Raw genomic sequence first — 14,843 nt, 5'->3', positions numbered from 1 at the left:
GGGGTACGGCCCGCCGTACCCCACACCCCCTCCCTCCAGCACCCTGGATCCACAGGAACCCCGGCTCCCCGCGCCGTACTACGTCGGTTCCGGGAACCCGCGCAAACCCCCGAGACAGTGGATCCAAAGGTCAAGCGGGACTTTTGTCGGTCCTGTAGGGCAACATAAGCGTTGTGCTACTGATCGACGTCGTCCGCGTATCCGAGGCCGTGGCCAGTACCGCTGCCCGTCTGGGCAAGGTCGGCCATCTGGCCGAGCTCCTGGGCCGCGTCGGCGCCGACGAGGCCGAGATCGCCATCGCCTACCTGTCGGGCGAGCTCCCCCAGCGCCAGATCGGCGTCGGCTGGCGCACCCTGCAGGACCCTCCCCCGCCCAAGCTCGTCGCCACCGCCACCCTCACCGACATCGACGCCCTCCTCACCCGCATCAAGGCCGTCTCGGGCGCCGGCTCCCAGGCCGCGCGCAAGGCCCTGGTCGAGGAGCTGTTCACCGCCGTCACCAGCCAGGAGCAGTCGTTCCTGCTGCGCCTGCTCTCCGGCGAGCTGCGCCAGGGCGCGCTCGACGGGGTGATGATCGAGGCCGTCGCCAAGGCCTCCGGCGCCCCCTCGGCCGACGTACGGCGGGCGCTCACGTTGCGCGGCTGGCTGCCCGCCGTCGGCGCGGCGGCCCTGTCCGGTGGCGTCGAGGCGCTGCACGCGTTCAAGCTCGAGGTGGGCCGCCCCGTCGCGCCCATGCTCGCCGGCAGCGCGCCCAACGTCGCCGCGGCGCTGGAGAAGATCGGTGGCGAGGCGGCGCTGGAGTGGAAGCTCGACGGCGTGCGGGTGCAGGCGCACCGCTCGGGCGACACGGTCAGGGTCTTCACCCGCACCCTCGACGACATCACGTCCCAGGTCCCCGAGCTCGTCGAGGCGGTGCTCGCGCTGCCCTCCGACGACCTGGTTCTCGACGGCGAGGTCCTCGCGCTGCGGCAGGACGGCCGTCCCCACCCCTTCCAGGTGACCGCCAGCCGGGTCAGCAGCAAGACCGACGTCGCGAGGCTGCGCGCGGCCACGCCGCTGAGCGTCTTCTTCTTCGACGCGCTCAGGGTCGGCGGCGCCGACCTGCTCGACCTGCCGTACAGCGAGCGCCAGGAGGCGCTCGCCGCCACCGTCCCCCCCGATCTCCTCACCCCCCGCCTGGTCACCGGCGACCTGCCCGCCGCCGAGGCGTTCTTCACCGAGGTCGTACGGCGAGGCCACGAAGGCCTGGTCGCCAAGTCCCTCACCTCGCCCTACGCGGCCGGCCGCAGGGGCGCGGGCTGGATCAAGGTGAAGCCGCGCCACACGCTCGACCTGGTCGTCCTGGCCGCCGAGTGGGGGCACGGGCGGCGCGAGGGCAAGCTGTCCAACCTCCACCTGGGCGCGCGCGACCCCGACAGCGGCTCGTTCGTGATGCTGGGCAAGACGTTCAAGGGGCTGACCGACGAACTGCTCGCCTGGCAGACCCAGCGCTTCCTCGAGATCGCCGAGGGTCCCACCGACGAGTGGACCGTCACGCTCAGGCCCGAACTCGTCGTGGAGATCGCTTTCGACGGCGTGCAGCGCTCGCCGCGCTATCCGGGCGGCATGGCGCTCCGCTTCGCCCGCGTGCTGCGCTACCGGCCGGACAAACGTCCTGATGAGGCCGACACCGTGGAGACGGTCCGCTCGCTCATGCTCTGATTCCCGCTTTACCGAAAACCCGAAGATCCAGTGCGTACGCTGGGTCTTCGCAACCATGCCCGTGACCCGTGAGATATGTCACGGTATGTCGCATTAATTTGCCTTTGCCTCTCCTTTGTCGCATATCTTCAAGCGCATTGCGGGGTCGTGGCGCCCCGTTCACGGGAAGCGGCCGACGCGCGTCCCCCTCCCCTCCCTCGTCTGGCCCTTCCGTGTCCTGTTCCCCCGATCAAGGACCGTGTTTCCCTTGGGTCAGCATTCGAGCAAGCCGTCTCGCCGGAATCCCCTGGGCCGTCTGACGGCGCCGGGCAGACGCCGTTGGACCACTGTCGCCCTTGGCGCCGCCGTGCTGGCCGCCTCGACCACCGCCTGGGCCGCCGTCGCGAACGACGACACCCCGAAGCCCAGGGCGGGCGGCGGGCTCTTCGTCTCCCTCACCCCGTCGCCGAAGGTCAGCGCGTCCCCGGGTACCGGCCCCCTTTCCGGCGCCGGTTCCGGTGCCATGAGCGGCCTGGCGAGCACGCCCGGCGCCGCCGGGGGCACCGCGCTCCCCTCGGCCGCCACCTCTGCCCCTGGCACTTCCCCCGCCGTTCCCGGCGGCTCCACCTCCACCGCGCCAGGCGGTTCCGCGTCCACGCCGGCCGGTTCATCGCCCGGCTCCCCGGCCGGTTCGTCGCCCGGCTCCCCGGCTGGTTCCTCGAACGGCTCCACCGGCAACTCGGCGTCCACGGGCAGCTCGAGCACCGCGTCCGCCAAGGGCAGCACCGCGAACGGCGCTCAGGCCAAGCCCTCTCAGGCGCCGAAGCCCGTCGCCGCGCCCGCCCAGCCGAAGGTCCGCGTCATCTCCTCGGGGCGGTGCGGCGCCTCGTACTACGACGAGCCCCAGATGACGGCCAGCGGCGAGCGCTTCGACCCCTCGGCCCTGACGGCGGCGCACAAGTCGTTGCCGCTGGGCAGCAAGGTCCGCGTCATCAATCCGTCGAACGGCAAGTCGGTGGTCGTGCGCATCAACGACCGCGGACCGTACACCGGGGGACGCTGCCTCGACCTGTCCGAGGCCGCCTTCTCCACGATCGGCAACACCAACGCGGGCGTGATGACCGTCAAGTACCAGGTCCTGGCCAGCTGACGACATCACCCTTCATCGTCGCCCCGCCGGATCACCCCGCACAACCCAGCTCCGGGCCCAAGCCACCCACCACCCGGGTCCAGCCGAAACCACCCCGGCCAGCTCACGCCCCACACCGAGACCTCAACCCAAGCCCCGCCGGGCCACCCACCACCCGGGTTCAGCCGAAACCACCCCGGCCAGCTCACCCCCACAACACCGGTTTGAACCCAAGCCGCCCCGCCGGATCACCCCATGAGCTGAGCCCCAGCCGTGGGACTCACCCCCACCTCACCCCCGGTCGAAGCCGCTTCTCCGGCCTCACATCGGGAAGGCCCCATGCAACGGCCTCAGGTGTGGTCCGAGACGTCAGGCGCAGCCCCGGGAACAGCGGCTACTTCACCAGTCGGACGGTCAACGGGTAGCGGAAGTCGTTCTCCGCCAGCGCCGAGACACCGCCAACGATCGTCAGCACGAACGCGGCCACCCAGATCACCGGAATCAGCACCACGCCGACGATCGTGAAAGGCAGCAGGATGGTCGCGCCGACCACCGTGAGATGGAAGTTCAGGGCCTCCAGCGCGTGACGACGGATGTAGGGCGACGTCTTGCCCCCGGTGAGCAGCATGATCAGCGGCCCCAGGATGACCAGCCCCGGCAGGGCCAGCAGGTGTGCCGCCGCTCCCCCGAGGCGTTCGTTGCTGTCAGCGGGGATTCCCCTCGCGCTGTCGGGCGGCAGGGTCACCGGCCTGGGCGGAACGAGCGGCTGCTGCCAGCGGCGTTGCGGGCCGTACAGCTCGGTCATGATCGGCATGAGGTCGCCATGGGTGCGCGCCGTCATGGCGCGCTCGAGGCGCTCGTCGAACTCGAACTTGTCGAAGCGGCCCTCGGCGTACGCGGCTTTGACGTGCTCGACCACGTGCTCGCGGTCCTGGTTGGTGACCCTCAGCTCCATCGGCGGCACCGGGCCGTGCCCGTGGGATGCCGGCGCTGGGGTGTGTGGCGCTGCCATGAATGCCATGCCTTTCCTCGTGGGCGATCTGAAAACATCCTCCTCCCCGCAGATACGAGACGGCATCGGGAGAAACCCCGATGTCACCCCGATAACAGCCCCGACGCGGCAGCGCGGCGAACGGTATAAAAAGGAGGCATGAGATGGCGAGATCGCTATGGGTTGCGGCGCTGGCGCGGTAACAAGATTGCCAAGTTCGACCGTGAGGCCACCGACGCCGATATCGAGGCGCTCATCGCCTTTGCCAAGTCGAGGCGCGGCGTGGAGTTCTTCGTCGAGCCCGAGACTTTCGCGACCGACACCACGGCCGTGGCCGTGGCCGACGACGGCGAGTGGACCCGACGGCGTGTAGGAGCGCCCCAGGTGATCCGGAAGGTGGCCCGAGACCTTGCGCTTCCTGTCTACGACGTCCAGCTGACCGGCTACCCACCCCGCATGCGGGCCTACAACGAACGACGCAAGCGCGAAGACCTCGGCTAGACCTCCCCCTGCCCCTTTCCTTATCCCGACCGCAAACATCGGCTCTCACCGCAGTCCCGTCGAAACGATGGGGAGGCACGGAAACAGCAGAGCCATCCCTGACCACCTCCCGCACCCACTGAGCTCCACCCCCTCGTCCCGGGCAATCCACTGCGGACAACGCCATTACCTCACCAGGTCCCGCGGCACACGACCCCACACCTGGGCACCCAAGGATGCCCAGCCGCACGATCTCCGCCACATGACCTCTCACCACCCGCCCGCGCGACCCCGGCAGTCGACTGGGTGCGACGCGACTCCACGCCGTGGCGTCCCCCCTTCCTCGCTATGGGAGCCGCACATCGCGCGGGCTGGCAGCGGTGAGCCCGTCAAGCCGAGGGTTCGTCTCTTTCGTCGAGGATGGCGATGAGGGGGAGGAGCCAGCCTGCGTGGGGAGTGCCCATGGCGGAGTCGAGTTCGGCGGGGCTGGGCATGCGGTCGCGTAGCAGCTTGGGTGAGAGCAGGTGCTGGAGGGCGTGCATGAGCAGGTTCGCCATGGAGTAGTCGGGGTTGATGGCCAGGGCTCGCTCCAGGGCGATGGTCGCGAGGACGCAGTCGCCCCCGCGCCAGGCCGACATGGCGAGGAGGGCCGCCGCGGGAGGCACGAAGCGGGGTTCCAGGCGGCGGGTGAGGTCCTTCCAGAGGGCCAGGTGGGCGGCCTGGCCGGCGTCGTCGAGGAGGGTCCAGGCCTCGTCGCGGACGCGGATCACGGACAGGTCGAGGCCCAGGCGGGCGGCCTCCCTGTCGTCGATCCTGCCTCCGGATGTCGACGTGGCGATGGCTGAGCGGACCCTGGTCAAACCGTCGGCGACGAACCGCTGGGCGAAGTGGCCGGCGTCGGGGGCGGCGGCCAATCCGGTGCGGAAGGCGGTGACGGCCTCGGTGGTGGCCTGGCGCATCGACAGGCGGACCGGGCCCGAGAGCGGGGCGATGGTGGCCTCGAGGGTCGTGCGGTCGGGCAGGGCGACCAGGCCCTGGACTGTGGCCTCGGCGGCTATCTGGCTGACGGAGGTGTCGTACGGCGTGCCGTCCGGTGGACAGCAGTCGGTCAGGTCGCACACGTAGGACCAGTAGCGGCCCTCATGAGCGCGCAGGACCTCGCAGGGCGTGACGCCACACCACGTGGCGATGTTCATGACCTCGTCTACGGCCGGGGTGACGTGAGGACCTGCGCCGTAGCCGACGGCGACGAGGTGGGTGATCGACTCTCTGGCGAACAGCGCGCCGAGCGGGCGCAGGGTTCCGGGATGGAGCGGGAGGTTCCAGCGCGCGCAGACCCGCATCTCTCCCTGGCCGACCCCGCCGGACAGCCCGATCACGACCAGGCTGTCGGTGGGGTGGAATCCGACGATGTACGGCACCGCGGCCAGGATGTCGGCGGGGGTGGACAGAGTGAGGGTGGGTTCGGTGAGGTCGGTGCTCATGGGGCATGAGGGTGCCCGGCGGGTGGGGTGGATGTTTCGGGCGAGCGGAGTTCTGTGGATGGGGGACGCCGCTGAGGTGGGCCTGTGGATGAGTCGAAAGGCGAGCCGGGATGGGAGACGGCCAGAGGACGGCCCGGGGGAGACAGCGCGAAGGCCCAGGGGGGATACAGCCAGGGCGACGGGCGAAGGCCGGGGGGACAGGCGAAGGCGGGGTGGGAGACAGCCCGGGAGTGGGCGAAGGCTACGCGGGCGGATGGTCAGGCGTCGCGGAAGGTGCGGGGATGAGGCGCGAGCGGACCAAGAGGGTGGCTCCCGCCACAGCGGCCGGCATCGCGATGACCGCCACGAACGGCACCAGGAACAGCAGGAAGACCAGCACCCCGAATCCCAGCGCCGGGGCCTTGTTGCCGCGCAGTACGGCGAAGCGGTCGCGCCGCCGCATGCCGCGCCGTTCCATCGCGAGGGACGTCAGTTCGACCGTCAGGAAGAAACCGGAGACGAGGGCGCCGAGCACGGGGACCACCGTCTGCCCGATCACCGGCACGAACCCGAGGAAGAACAGCGGGATCGTGAACAACAGCACATAGAGCAGCGTCACCAGGCTGTCGCGCAGCGACCTGGGGATCGATCGCCACCACGGGGTGTCGTCGGGCCCGTCCAGCGGGTCGACCTTCTCCGACAGCTTCTCGTAGAAGGGATCGCCGATCGTCAGCGTCAGCGCCGTGAAGGTCAGCACGGCCAGCGCCAGCCCTCCGATGAACAGCAGCACCCCCAGCGCGCCCCTGAAGAAGTCGCGCCAGCCCTCGGACCATCCGTCAGCGAAAGGCGTGAGGAAGTCGGCGATGCCGCTGGCGTTGTTGCCCAGATAAATGAGGGCCGCGACGTAGACGGCGAATGCGATGAGAGCGGGAATCAGGCCGAATGCCCACCATCGGCCGTTTCGTGCCACCCAGCCGAGGCCCTGGAAGAAGAATCCGATGCCACCGGCGAACTCCCGCAATGATCGCATGGGGAGAAACTAGCGCCAGAAGTCGGTCACCGCGTAACCGAGTTCGTCGAACAACGAGCGAACCAGCGGCAAAGAGATGCCCAGGACGTTCCCGTGGTCGCCCTCGATGCCCTCGACGAACCATCCGCCGAGGCCGTCGAGCGTGAAGGCGCCCGCCACGTTGAGCGGCTCGCCGCTGGCGACGTAGGCGGCCATCTCCCGCTCGGACGGCATGCCGAACCGCACCACTGTGGAGCCCACCTCGGCGGCCCGCTTGCCCGTGGCCGCGTCGATCACGCAGTGGCCCGTCAGCAGCCTGCCGGTCCTGCCGCGCATCATCCGCCAGCGGGTCAGCGCCTCCTCGCCGTTGGCCGGCTTGCCGTACGGCCTGCCGTCGAGTTCGAGTATTGAGTCGCACCCGATGACGAGCCCCTCGTTGAGGCCCTCGGCGACGGCGGTGGCCTTGGCGACGGCCAGCTTCAATGCCAGGTCGGACGGCAGGATCGCGGTGACGGCCGCTTCGTCCACCCCGCTGACGATCACCTTGGGATCGAGCCCGGCGCTGCGGAGGAGGGCAAGGCGGGCGGGCGAGGCTGAGGCGAGCACGATCACCCGCCCAGTTTATCGGGAGACGACCTCCGCAAGGTCCCACGAGAAGGGGCGCCCACGAGGATCGGCATGAAGACGGACGCGGCCACCAGGAGTGCGAATATGGCGGCACGCTTCATCTGCCCACAAGATGCGACCTCACGTGCTCGACAAGTCACGCAACGTGGCCTCGATCCAGCCGTACGCGATCGTGGGCTCCGCGGGTCGTGCTCGTCGAACGCACCGCCTCGCTGATCCGCCGCATCGCCGGACTCGACGGCGGCAGCCCGCGTCCAGGCCACCAGAGCGGCGGTCGGATCACCCGTGCCCAGCTCCGCGAGGTCGCCCAGGCCAAGCTCCCCGACCTCAACACCGTCGACCTGGATCAGGCCGAGAAGATCGTCGCGGGCACGGCCCGCTCCATGGGTCTCACCGTCCGTGATTAGCGGACTTTACGGCGGGGGCGCTGCCTGCGAACGGATACCGGGCAAGTCGAGATTTTCGATCTAGGGCTCGATGGCGTCTTCCGTGGCGCCTACCTGCAGCATCCAGCCGGCGAACCGCCGGCCGTACTCCTGCATGGCCGACCCGGGTGATCTCGGCTCCGTCCTCGGGCGCGCTCTCGATCATGGCAGGGGCCCTGCGCCGCGGTGACGACGCCTACATCCCGACCCGGCACGTCGATGCCGTCGTGTCCGGCGTGGCCGCCTCACCGCTGGCGCAAGGTCCCGCCAGCCGGAAGAGCCGGCAGATCCACGCCTCCAGGCTCGACGTGCCGGGCGGCACAAGGCCGTCGTCGGTCATGTCGCCTCCTTGACGATTCCCGGTCATGACAGCGCGTTTCGACCCGGTAGACCTGGAAAGACTACGCACAGTAACGGATCACCACTTACAGTCATCAAGGAGGTTCACCGTGATCAAGTCACTCATCGTGATTCCGGCACTCGCGGCGGCAGCGGCCGTCTTTCCCAGTACGGCCGGCGCGACTGCGAGCCACAGTACGCCCGACGCGACCGCGACCCACACGCCGCCCTACCACTTCGTCGAGCTGACCGGGGCCCAGGAGGTTCCCGGTCCCGGCGATCCGGACGGTGTGGGGATCTTCGCCTGGAAGGTGAAGGAATGGTCGCTCTGCTACGTCATCACCGCCCACAAGATCCAGCCCGCGAACGCGGCGCACATCCACGCGGGCAAGGAGGGAATGGCGGGTCCGATCGTGGTGACGTTGAAGGCGCCCAGCGAGGGCTTCGCGACCGAGTGCATCCACGCCGTCAAGCACCAGACGGCCGACAACGCCGACACCACGCTGACCCGCCGCGAGTTGCGGGACATCGTCCAGGGTCCGAGCGGGTTCTACGCCAACGTCCACAACGCGGAGTTCCCGGACGGCGCCATCCGTGGCCAGCTCGCCGATGCCGTCTAGATGATTGACGTCAAGGTCTGTGGCCACGGTTAGTGGTCGTATGCGATCAGCCACCGTTTGATCGGTTGGCCAGTCTTGTCGTTGAGCCAGATCGCGGTGGTCAGTGCGAGAACGTGGGCAAGCACGCGCATGATGACGCCGGCCGGTGTTCGCCCGCCGTGGCGTTTCCAGGGTCAAGCTGGCTTGCCAAGGTCTGGTTGATCGACTCGATGGTCTGGCGCAAGGGCTTGAACACCTGTGCTCCGGCCCGTTCGGGCTCGCCCCGGCGGGCCGGGCACAGCAGGCGGACGTGACGCTCGGTGAGTTCGCGTTCGAAGGCCCGGCCGTGGTAGCCAGCCGTTCCCACTCCTCATCCACACGGACGATCTACACCAGATCTCCACTCATGATCCACGGGACACCCCTAGTGCGGTTTGGGTTCGACGGCCGGCCTGTTGGCGCGGGGCAGGCCCGCCGCCGCGTACGCCTGTGCCTCGTCGAGGGTCTCCTGCTCCAGCAGCGCCATGACGATCGCCTCGAGCCGGTCGCGGTTCTCGTCGAGCACCCTGGTGGCGACCTCGTAGCACTCGTCCACGATCCGGCGCACCTCCTCGTCCAGCGCGGCGAGCGTGTGCGGGGCGGCCTGCGGCTGGCCGTCGCTGGGCAGGATGCTCAGCGGCCCGATCTTCTCCGACATGCCCCAGCGGCCGACCATCCCGCGCGCGATCATCGTGACCTGCTCCAGGTCGTTCTCCGCGCCCGTGGTGATGACCCCGTAGATCACCTGCTCGGCCGCCATCCCGCCGAGCGCGCCGATGATGCGTCCGCGCAGGTACTTCTCGTCGTAGGCGTAGCGGTCGGTGTCGGGCGTGGACAGGGTGACGCCGAGCGCCCGCCCGCGCGGGATGATCGAGATCTTCCTGACCGGGTCGGCGCCCGGCTGCAGCATGCCGAGCAGCGCGTGACCGGCCTCGTGGTAGGCGGTCCTGGTGCGCTCCTCCTCCGGCATGACGATCGAGCGGACCGCGCCGAGCTGCAGCTTCTCCAGCGCGTCGGCGAAGTCGGCGGCCGAGACCTTCTCCTTGCCGCGCTTGGCGGCGAGGAGGGCGGCCTCGTTGACCAGGTTGGCCAGGTCGGCGCCCGTCATGCCGGGCGAGGTCTTGGCCAGCTGTTCCAGGCTGACGTCACCGTCGAGCGGAACGCCCCTGGTGTGCACCCGGAGGATGGCGACGCGGCCCGCCGCGTCGGGCGGGGCGACCATGACCGTGCGGTCGAAGCGGCCCGGACGCAGCAGGGCGGGGTCGAGCACCTCGGGCCGGTTGGTGGCGCCGATGACGATGACGCCTTCGGCGCCCGAGAAGCCGTCCATCTCGGTGAGGATCTGGTTGAGCGTCTGCTCGCGCTCGTCGTGGCCGCCGATGCCGCTGGCGCCACCGCGAGCCCGGCCGATGGCGTCGATCTCATCGATGAAGATGATCGAGGGGGCGACCTTGCGGGCCTCCTCGAACAGCTCGCGCACGCGGGAGGCGCCGACACCGACGATCATCTCGATGAACTCGGACGCGCTGGCCGAGAAGAACGGCACGTCGGCCTCCCCGGCGACCGCCCTGGCCAGCAGCGTCTTGCCGGTGCCAGGAGGGCCCGCGAGCAGGACGCCCTTGGGCAGCTTGGCGCCGAGCCTGCGGTACTTGCCCGGGTCCTTCAGGTAGTCGACGATCTCGACGAGCTCGTTCTCCACCTCGTCGATGCCGGCGACGTCCTCGAACGTGACGCGGATCTTGTCGCTCTCGATCGGCTTGGCCGCCTTGGACTTGCCGAGGCCGCCGAGCCCGCCGCCGCCCATCATGCTGGCGCCGCGGCGCATGACCCAGATCCACAGGCCCGCGAGGACGGCGATCGGCAGCAGCGACAGCAGCAGGTTGAGCAGGAACCCGCGGCTGCCCGTGCTGATCGGCTCGGCCTTGATCTCCACGCCCGCCGCGGTCAGCTGCTGGTAGAGCTGCTCGTCGTTGGCGAAGACCGGGATCTCGGTGACGAACTTCGTGTAGGGCTTGTTGGCGCTGTCGGGGTCGGTCGTGGCCTTCTTCAGGTCTCCCTGGACGGAGTAGCCCTGGGCGTAGACCCCCTTGACGTTGTTGGCCGTCACCTGCTTGGTGAACTGGCTGTAGGAGATCGTCTCGACCTGGCCCTCGTCGAAGAAGGAGGAGATCAGGAAGAATCCGGCGTAGACCACGAGCAACGTGATGACGAAGCGCCACCAATTGATCTTGGGCCGGCCGCCGGGCCCGCCCCCCGGCAGACCTTCGGCGCGCCACGGCTTGGGGCGATCCTTGTCCGGTTCCTTCTTCGGCAGGTTCGAACGCTCAGCCACGGCGGCCACTCCCCCATATCGCCGCATACATGATCGCTCTAGCCTAGAACACGAACCCCTGAGATCACGCGGCGGATGTCCGCCCATCGCTTCTTCTGGGTGTCGGGGACGGTCACGAAGACCAGGGCGGGCTTCGCCTCCCCCGTGTCGAGCACGACGACGGCGGCCACCGAGGAGCGCTTGCCGTACTTCACCTGGTAGACCAGGGACCAGCCCTTCTTGACCGGCTGGGTGCCGAGCCAGCGGATCACCGCGCCCTCGGGGTGGTGGTTGAGCGTCCAGCGGGCGGCCAGCCGGGCGGTGTCGCGCAGCGACTTCTGCGCCTCGATCGGGACGGGACAGCTGACCAGCATGCCTCTCGGGCTCCCGGCCACCGGCGGCAGCACCTGCCTGGAGGTGAAGGGGGCCGCGCCGTACCGCTTCCACGGGCCGTGCAGGCGGGGGAGGCTCACCCCCGTCTTGACGTCCTTGATCGTGCCGACGGTCCTGATCGGCTTGCCGGGCAGCGCGCGCGGCTTGAGGCGGCCCGGCAGCTTCGGCACGCGGCGGTCGGCGGCCAGCGCCTCCATGGCCGTGTACCCAGGGGCGATGGAGGCACCGGGGCTCGGCGTGGGCGGCAAAGAGGGGCTGGGTGAAGGGGTGGACGAGACCGGTACGGCCGGCGGCGCGGCGACCGGCCGGGCGGCGGCCTCGTCCGCCCTTCCCGACTGCGCGATGGCGAGCACGCCTGCGCCGGCGACGGCCAGCGCGGCGACGACCGCGAGCGCCCGGTAGATGTCCCGCATCCGCAGGTCACCCAGGCGACTGCGCTTGAGCGGAGAGCCAGTGGGCCTCGCTTGGAACTTCACCTGAGGCCCCGCGGCCCCACTCTCCCCATCGAGCACGATCGGGAGCGTACGACATATCGCTGGATTGCGTGTAGAAAGCACGCATGGTGGAACTCCGATTTGACCAGGCGTCACGAGACGCGCAAACGCACACGAACCTGTCCGCGTTGCGCGCCGATGCCACCGGTCTGTGGATCGCGGGTGACGAGACCGCCACCATTGAGCGCCTGAACTGGACCGGAGAGCGCTACGACCACCAGCGCACGTTCCATCTCGCCGACTTCGTGGACCTGCCGGCGGGCAGGGAGGACGAGGCCGACATCGAGGGTCTCGCCCGGGCCGACGGGTGGCTCTGGGCGGTCGGCTCGCACAGCCTCAAGCGCAGGCGCGCCAAGTCACGGGAGAAGGCCGCCAGGCGGCTCAGCGCGATCATCCGGGAGCCGAACAGGTTCATCCTCGTCCGGCTTCCACTGGAGGGCGCGGGCCTCGGCAAGGGCGCCATCCTCACGGGCCTCGCCGACGCGCTGGCCGAGGACGCGCACCTCGGCCCGTTCACCGCCATTCCCGGCAAGGACAACGGGCTCGACGTGGAGGGCCTCGCGGTGCTCGGGGAGCGGGTCTTCCTCGGGCTGCGCGGCCCCGTGCTGCGCGGCTGGGCCGTCGTGCTGGAGCTCGACCTGCGGGAGGACGGCCCGCACCGGCTCAAGCTCAAGGGCTACCACAAGCACTTCCTCGACCTGGGCGGGCTCGGCGTGCGCGACCTGTGCCCCTACGACGGCGACCTGCTGCTGCTCACGGGGCCGACCATGGACCTCGACGGGCCGGTGCGGATCATGCGGTGGGACGGCATCGGCGCGCCCGTGCCCGTCGCCGACCTGCCGTACGGCGTGGGCTGCGACCATCCCGAGGGCCTGGCGGCGCTGGGCGACGGCAGGCTCATGGTCGTCTACGACAGCCCGTCCCCCGCGCGGCTGACCCCCGAGGGCGGCGTGCTGGCCGACCTCGTCACGATCTGACGCGCAGCCACGGCACGTCCGCGACGAACGTGCACGAGCCCGGCGCGATCTCGGTGAACCCCGCGTCGCGCACGACGGGCAGCCCACCGGCGGCCAGCTCGTCGAAGCCCTCGGCCCTGCGCACCGAGACCCTCAGCCCCATGGCGCGCCAGACCGCCCGGTCCTCGGGCGAGCTGGCCCACCAGGCCAGCTGGGCGGCGTGACCCGCCTGGGCCATCGCCTTGCCCGCCGACATCTCCAGCGCCGGGTTCTCCCACAGGACCGGCGGTTCGGCCGGTCCCGGCTCGGCGGAGTCGGCCAGCTCCGTGCCGCCCACCTGCAGCTTGGCCAGCTCCTTCGGCCAGGCGTCCAGCGGGACGGGCGGGTGGACGCGCACCTCCGCGCTGCCGTGCTCGACCGTACGGCCGGGCAGCTCGAGCGCCCTGCGCCATTCGGCGCCGCGCGCCCTGCGCACCACCTTGCGGATCCTGCCCGTGGACTGCCAGGTCTCGAGCTCGGCCTGCCACTCGCCGGGGTCGTCGAGCAGGCCGAGCACGGCCATGGCGGCCGCCTCCAGCGCGTCAGTGCGCTCGGGAGGCGTCGCGCGTTCGATCCTGACCACCAGCGGGAGCACCATCATGGGTTCCAGCATGCCGCACGGCCAGCGACATCGCCGCCGCCAGCAGGCACAGCGCGCCCGCGGCGTACCAGGCGAGGTCGTAGGCGCCCAGGTGGTCGCGGGTGAGCCCGGCGCCGACGGCGGCGATCGCCGCGCCGACCTGGTGGGAGGCGAACACCCAGCCGAAGACCACCGAGCCGTCGGCGCCGTAGATCTTCCTGCACAGCGCGACGGTGGGCGGCACTGTGGCCACCCAGTCGAGGCCGTAGAAGATGATGAACAGCAACATGCTCGGCTCGGTGGTGGCGGCGAACAGCCCCGGCAGGACCATGAGCGACAGCCCGCGCAGCGCGTAGTAGACGCCGAGCAGCACCTTGGGGTCGACCTTGTCGCTGAGCCAGCCGGAGGCGACGGTGCCGACGACGTCGAAGATCCCGACCAGCGCCAGCAGGCCCGCCGCGGTGCCCTGGGGCATGCCGTGGTCGTGTGCCGCGGGGATGAAGTGCGTGCCGACCAGGCCGTTGGTGCTCGCGCCGCAGATGGCGAAGCCGCCCGCCAGGAACCAGAAGGCGCGGGTCCGCGCCGCGCTCCGCAGGACGGCCAGCGCCCTGACGGCGGCGTTGGCCGTCGGCCTGCGCACCTCGACGGCGGGGCCGCCGAGCGGGGTGGTGCCCACGTCGGAGGGGTGGTCGCGCAGGAACACCCACACCAGCGGCACGACGATCAGGGCGGCGGCCGTCACGGTGAGGGAGGCGACCCGCCAGCCGGGCCCCTCGGCCAGCCACGCCAGCACGGGCAGGAAGGCGAGCTGACCCGTGGCCCCACCGGCGGTGAGCACGCCCGTGACGACGCCCCTGTGCCTGACGAACCACCGGTCGGTGACGGTCGCCACGAAGACCAGTGCCATCGAGCCGGTGCCCAGGCCGACGAGCACGCCCCAGCAGAGCACGAGCTGCCAGCTTGCCCCCATGAACACGGTCAGCCCGCTGCCGAGCGCGACCAGGGTGAGCGCGGCGGAGACGACCCTGCGCATGCCGAAGCGGTCCATGAGAGCGGCGGCGAAGGGGGCGGTCAGGCCGTACAGGACCAGATTGATCGAGACGGCGAGCGAGATCTCCCCGGTGGACCAGCCGAACTCCTCGTGGAGCGGGGTGATCAGGACTCCGGGGGTCGCGCGGAACCCCGCCGCGCCCAGGATCGCCACAAACGCGACGCCTGCCACCAGCCACGCACGATGCACTCTCATGCCGAAGATTCTCCCGGCTCTCGATATTTCGGCATGAGTGGCCT

General features: G+C 70.3%; 15 protein-coding genes and 1 pseudogene. 7 read left to right on the top strand and 9 right to left on the bottom strand.

What is annotated here, in order from left to right; genetic code table 11:
• The first annotated feature begins 173 nt into the window (after nucleotides 1-173).
• Together H4W81_RS03550 and H4W81_RS48335 are read left to right on the top strand one after the other, a co-directional pair.
• The gene (locus tag H4W81_RS03550; protein WP_192773452.1) at nucleotides 174-1,700 is read left to right on the top strand and encodes an ATP-dependent DNA ligase; all 1,527 of its coding nucleotides are present in this window, start codon (nucleotides 174-176) and stop codon (nucleotides 1,698-1,700) included.
• Between the two features lie 346 nt (nucleotides 1,701-2,046).
• Nucleotides 2,047-2,829, top strand: a complete 783-nt coding sequence (locus tag H4W81_RS48335; RefSeq protein ID WP_318781499.1) for a septal ring lytic transglycosylase RlpA family protein — start codon at nucleotides 2,047-2,049, stop codon at nucleotides 2,827-2,829.
• Nucleotides 2,830-3,202: 373 nt separating this feature from the next.
• On the opposite strand, the gene H4W81_RS03540 is transcribed toward H4W81_RS48335, so the two are convergent.
• Nucleotides 3,203-3,763, bottom strand: a complete 561-nt coding sequence (locus tag H4W81_RS03540; RefSeq protein WP_192773451.1) for a DUF1707 and DUF4870 domain-containing protein — start codon at nucleotides 3,761-3,763, stop codon at nucleotides 3,203-3,205.
• 195 nt (nucleotides 3,764-3,958) lie between these two features.
• Here H4W81_RS03540 and H4W81_RS03535 point away from each other — a divergent pair, with 195 nt between their 5' ends.
• A complete protein-coding gene (locus H4W81_RS03535; protein ID WP_192773450.1) occupies nucleotides 3,959-4,300 on the top strand; it encodes a hypothetical protein in 342 nt (113 codons plus the stop codon).
• A gap of 368 nt (nucleotides 4,301-4,668) precedes the next feature.
• Here the strand turns inward: H4W81_RS03535 and H4W81_RS03530 are convergent, their stop codons facing one another.
• The 3 genes from H4W81_RS03530 to H4W81_RS03520 form a co-directional block, all read right to left on the bottom strand.
• The gene (locus H4W81_RS03530) at nucleotides 4,669-5,763 is read right to left on the bottom strand and encodes a DUF4192 domain-containing protein (RefSeq protein ID WP_192773449.1); all 1,095 of its coding nucleotides are present in this window, start codon (nucleotides 5,761-5,763) and stop codon (nucleotides 4,669-4,671) included.
• Between the two features lie 241 nt (nucleotides 5,764-6,004).
• Complete coding sequence (locus H4W81_RS03525; protein WP_225958439.1) at nucleotides 6,005-6,772, bottom strand: EI24 domain-containing protein; 768 nt, start codon at nucleotides 6,770-6,772, stop codon at nucleotides 6,005-6,007.
• Nucleotides 6,773-6,781: 9 nt separating this feature from the next.
• Nucleotides 6,782-7,363: a Maf family protein gene (locus H4W81_RS03520; RefSeq protein ID WP_192773448.1), complete on the bottom strand. Its 582-nt coding sequence runs from the start codon at nucleotides 7,361-7,363 to the stop codon at nucleotides 6,782-6,784.
• A gap of 203 nt (nucleotides 7,364-7,566) precedes the next feature.
• On the opposite strand from H4W81_RS03520, the gene H4W81_RS48330 reads away from it, so the two are divergent.
• The 3 genes from H4W81_RS48330 (at nucleotide 7,567) to H4W81_RS03505 (ending at nucleotide 8,762) form a co-directional block, all read left to right on the top strand.
• Nucleotides 7,567-7,785, top strand: coding sequence for an uL11 family ribosomal protein (locus H4W81_RS48330; protein ID WP_318781498.1), 219 nt, complete (start codon nucleotides 7,567-7,569; stop codon nucleotides 7,783-7,785).
• 146 nt (nucleotides 7,786-7,931) lie between these two features.
• The gene (locus tag H4W81_RS03510) at nucleotides 7,932-8,156 is read left to right on the top strand and encodes a hypothetical protein (RefSeq protein ID WP_192773447.1); all 225 of its coding nucleotides are present in this window, start codon (nucleotides 7,932-7,934) and stop codon (nucleotides 8,154-8,156) included.
• A gap of 96 nt (nucleotides 8,157-8,252) precedes the next feature.
• Nucleotides 8,253-8,762 (top strand): CHRD domain-containing protein, encoded by a 510-nt coding sequence (locus H4W81_RS03505; protein WP_192773446.1) that lies wholly within the window; start codon nucleotides 8,253-8,255, stop codon nucleotides 8,760-8,762.
• Between the two features lie 29 nt (nucleotides 8,763-8,791).
• Here H4W81_RS03505 and H4W81_RS03500 read toward each other — a convergent pair.
• The 3 genes and pseudogenes from H4W81_RS03500 to H4W81_RS03490 form a co-directional block, all read right to left on the bottom strand.
• Nucleotides 8,792-9,093, bottom strand: a pseudogene (locus H4W81_RS03500) (IS982 family transposase); the annotation flags it as partial.
• A 72-nt stretch (nucleotides 9,094-9,165) separates the two neighbouring features.
• The gene (ftsH, locus tag H4W81_RS03495; protein ID WP_318781497.1) at nucleotides 9,166-11,112 is read right to left on the bottom strand and encodes an ATP-dependent zinc metalloprotease FtsH; all 1,947 of its coding nucleotides are present in this window, start codon (nucleotides 11,110-11,112) and stop codon (nucleotides 9,166-9,168) included.
• 38 nt (nucleotides 11,113-11,150) lie between these two features.
• The gene (locus tag H4W81_RS03490) at nucleotides 11,151-11,897 is read right to left on the bottom strand and encodes a hypothetical protein (RefSeq protein WP_192773444.1); all 747 of its coding nucleotides are present in this window, start codon (nucleotides 11,895-11,897) and stop codon (nucleotides 11,151-11,153) included.
• 209 nt (nucleotides 11,898-12,106) lie between these two features.
• On the opposite strand from H4W81_RS03490, the gene H4W81_RS03485 reads away from it, so the two are divergent.
• The gene (locus H4W81_RS03485) at nucleotides 12,107-12,955 is read left to right on the top strand and encodes a DUF3616 domain-containing protein (RefSeq protein ID WP_264083129.1); all 849 of its coding nucleotides are present in this window, start codon (nucleotides 12,107-12,109) and stop codon (nucleotides 12,953-12,955) included.
• Here the strand turns inward: H4W81_RS03485 and H4W81_RS03480 are convergent.
• Nucleotides 12,945-13,574 (bottom strand): aminoacyl-tRNA hydrolase, encoded by a 630-nt coding sequence (locus H4W81_RS03480; RefSeq protein WP_192773442.1) that lies wholly within the window; start codon nucleotides 13,572-13,574, stop codon nucleotides 12,945-12,947. The two genes, H4W81_RS03485 and H4W81_RS03480, sit on opposite strands and share 11 nt — an antisense overlap.
• Nucleotides 13,516-14,799, bottom strand: coding sequence for an MFS transporter (locus H4W81_RS03475; protein ID WP_192773441.1), 1,284 nt, complete (start codon nucleotides 14,797-14,799; stop codon nucleotides 13,516-13,518). Before H4W81_RS03475 ends, H4W81_RS03480 begins: the two co-directional genes overlap by 59 nt.
• Nucleotides 14,800-14,843 lie beyond the last annotated feature (44 nt).

This window comes from Nonomuraea africana, assembly GCF_014873535.1.
GTDB classification, from domain to species: domain Bacteria; phylum Actinomycetota; class Actinomycetes; order Streptosporangiales; family Streptosporangiaceae; genus Nonomuraea; species Nonomuraea africana.
This window is presented reverse-complemented; position numbering and strand designations above follow the sequence as displayed.

Coding starts and splice junctions, on each gene's coding strand:
- H4W81_RS03540 (WP_192773451.1), bottom strand. CDS start 3,763: ATGGAGCTGAGGGTCACCAACCAGGACCGCGAGCACGTGGTCGAGCAC.
- H4W81_RS03535 (WP_192773450.1), top strand. CDS start 3,959: ATGAGATGGCGAGATCGCTATGGGTTGCGGCGCTGGCGCGGTAACAAG.
- H4W81_RS03525 (WP_225958439.1), bottom strand. CDS start 6,772: ATGCGATCATTGCGGGAGTTCGCCGGTGGCATCGGATTCTTCTTCCAG.
- H4W81_RS03475 (WP_192773441.1), bottom strand. CDS start 14,799: ATGAGAGTGCATCGTGCGTGGCTGGTGGCAGGCGTCGCGTTTGTGGCG.
- H4W81_RS03530 (WP_192773449.1), bottom strand. CDS start 5,763: ATGAGCACCGACCTCACCGAACCCACCCTCACTCTGTCCACCCCCGCC.
- H4W81_RS03490 (WP_192773444.1), bottom strand. CDS start 11,897: ATGCGGGACATCTACCGGGCGCTCGCGGTCGTCGCCGCGCTGGCCGTC.
- H4W81_RS03480 (WP_192773442.1), bottom strand. CDS start 13,574: ATGATGGTGCTCCCGCTGGTGGTCAGGATCGAACGCGCGACGCCTCCC.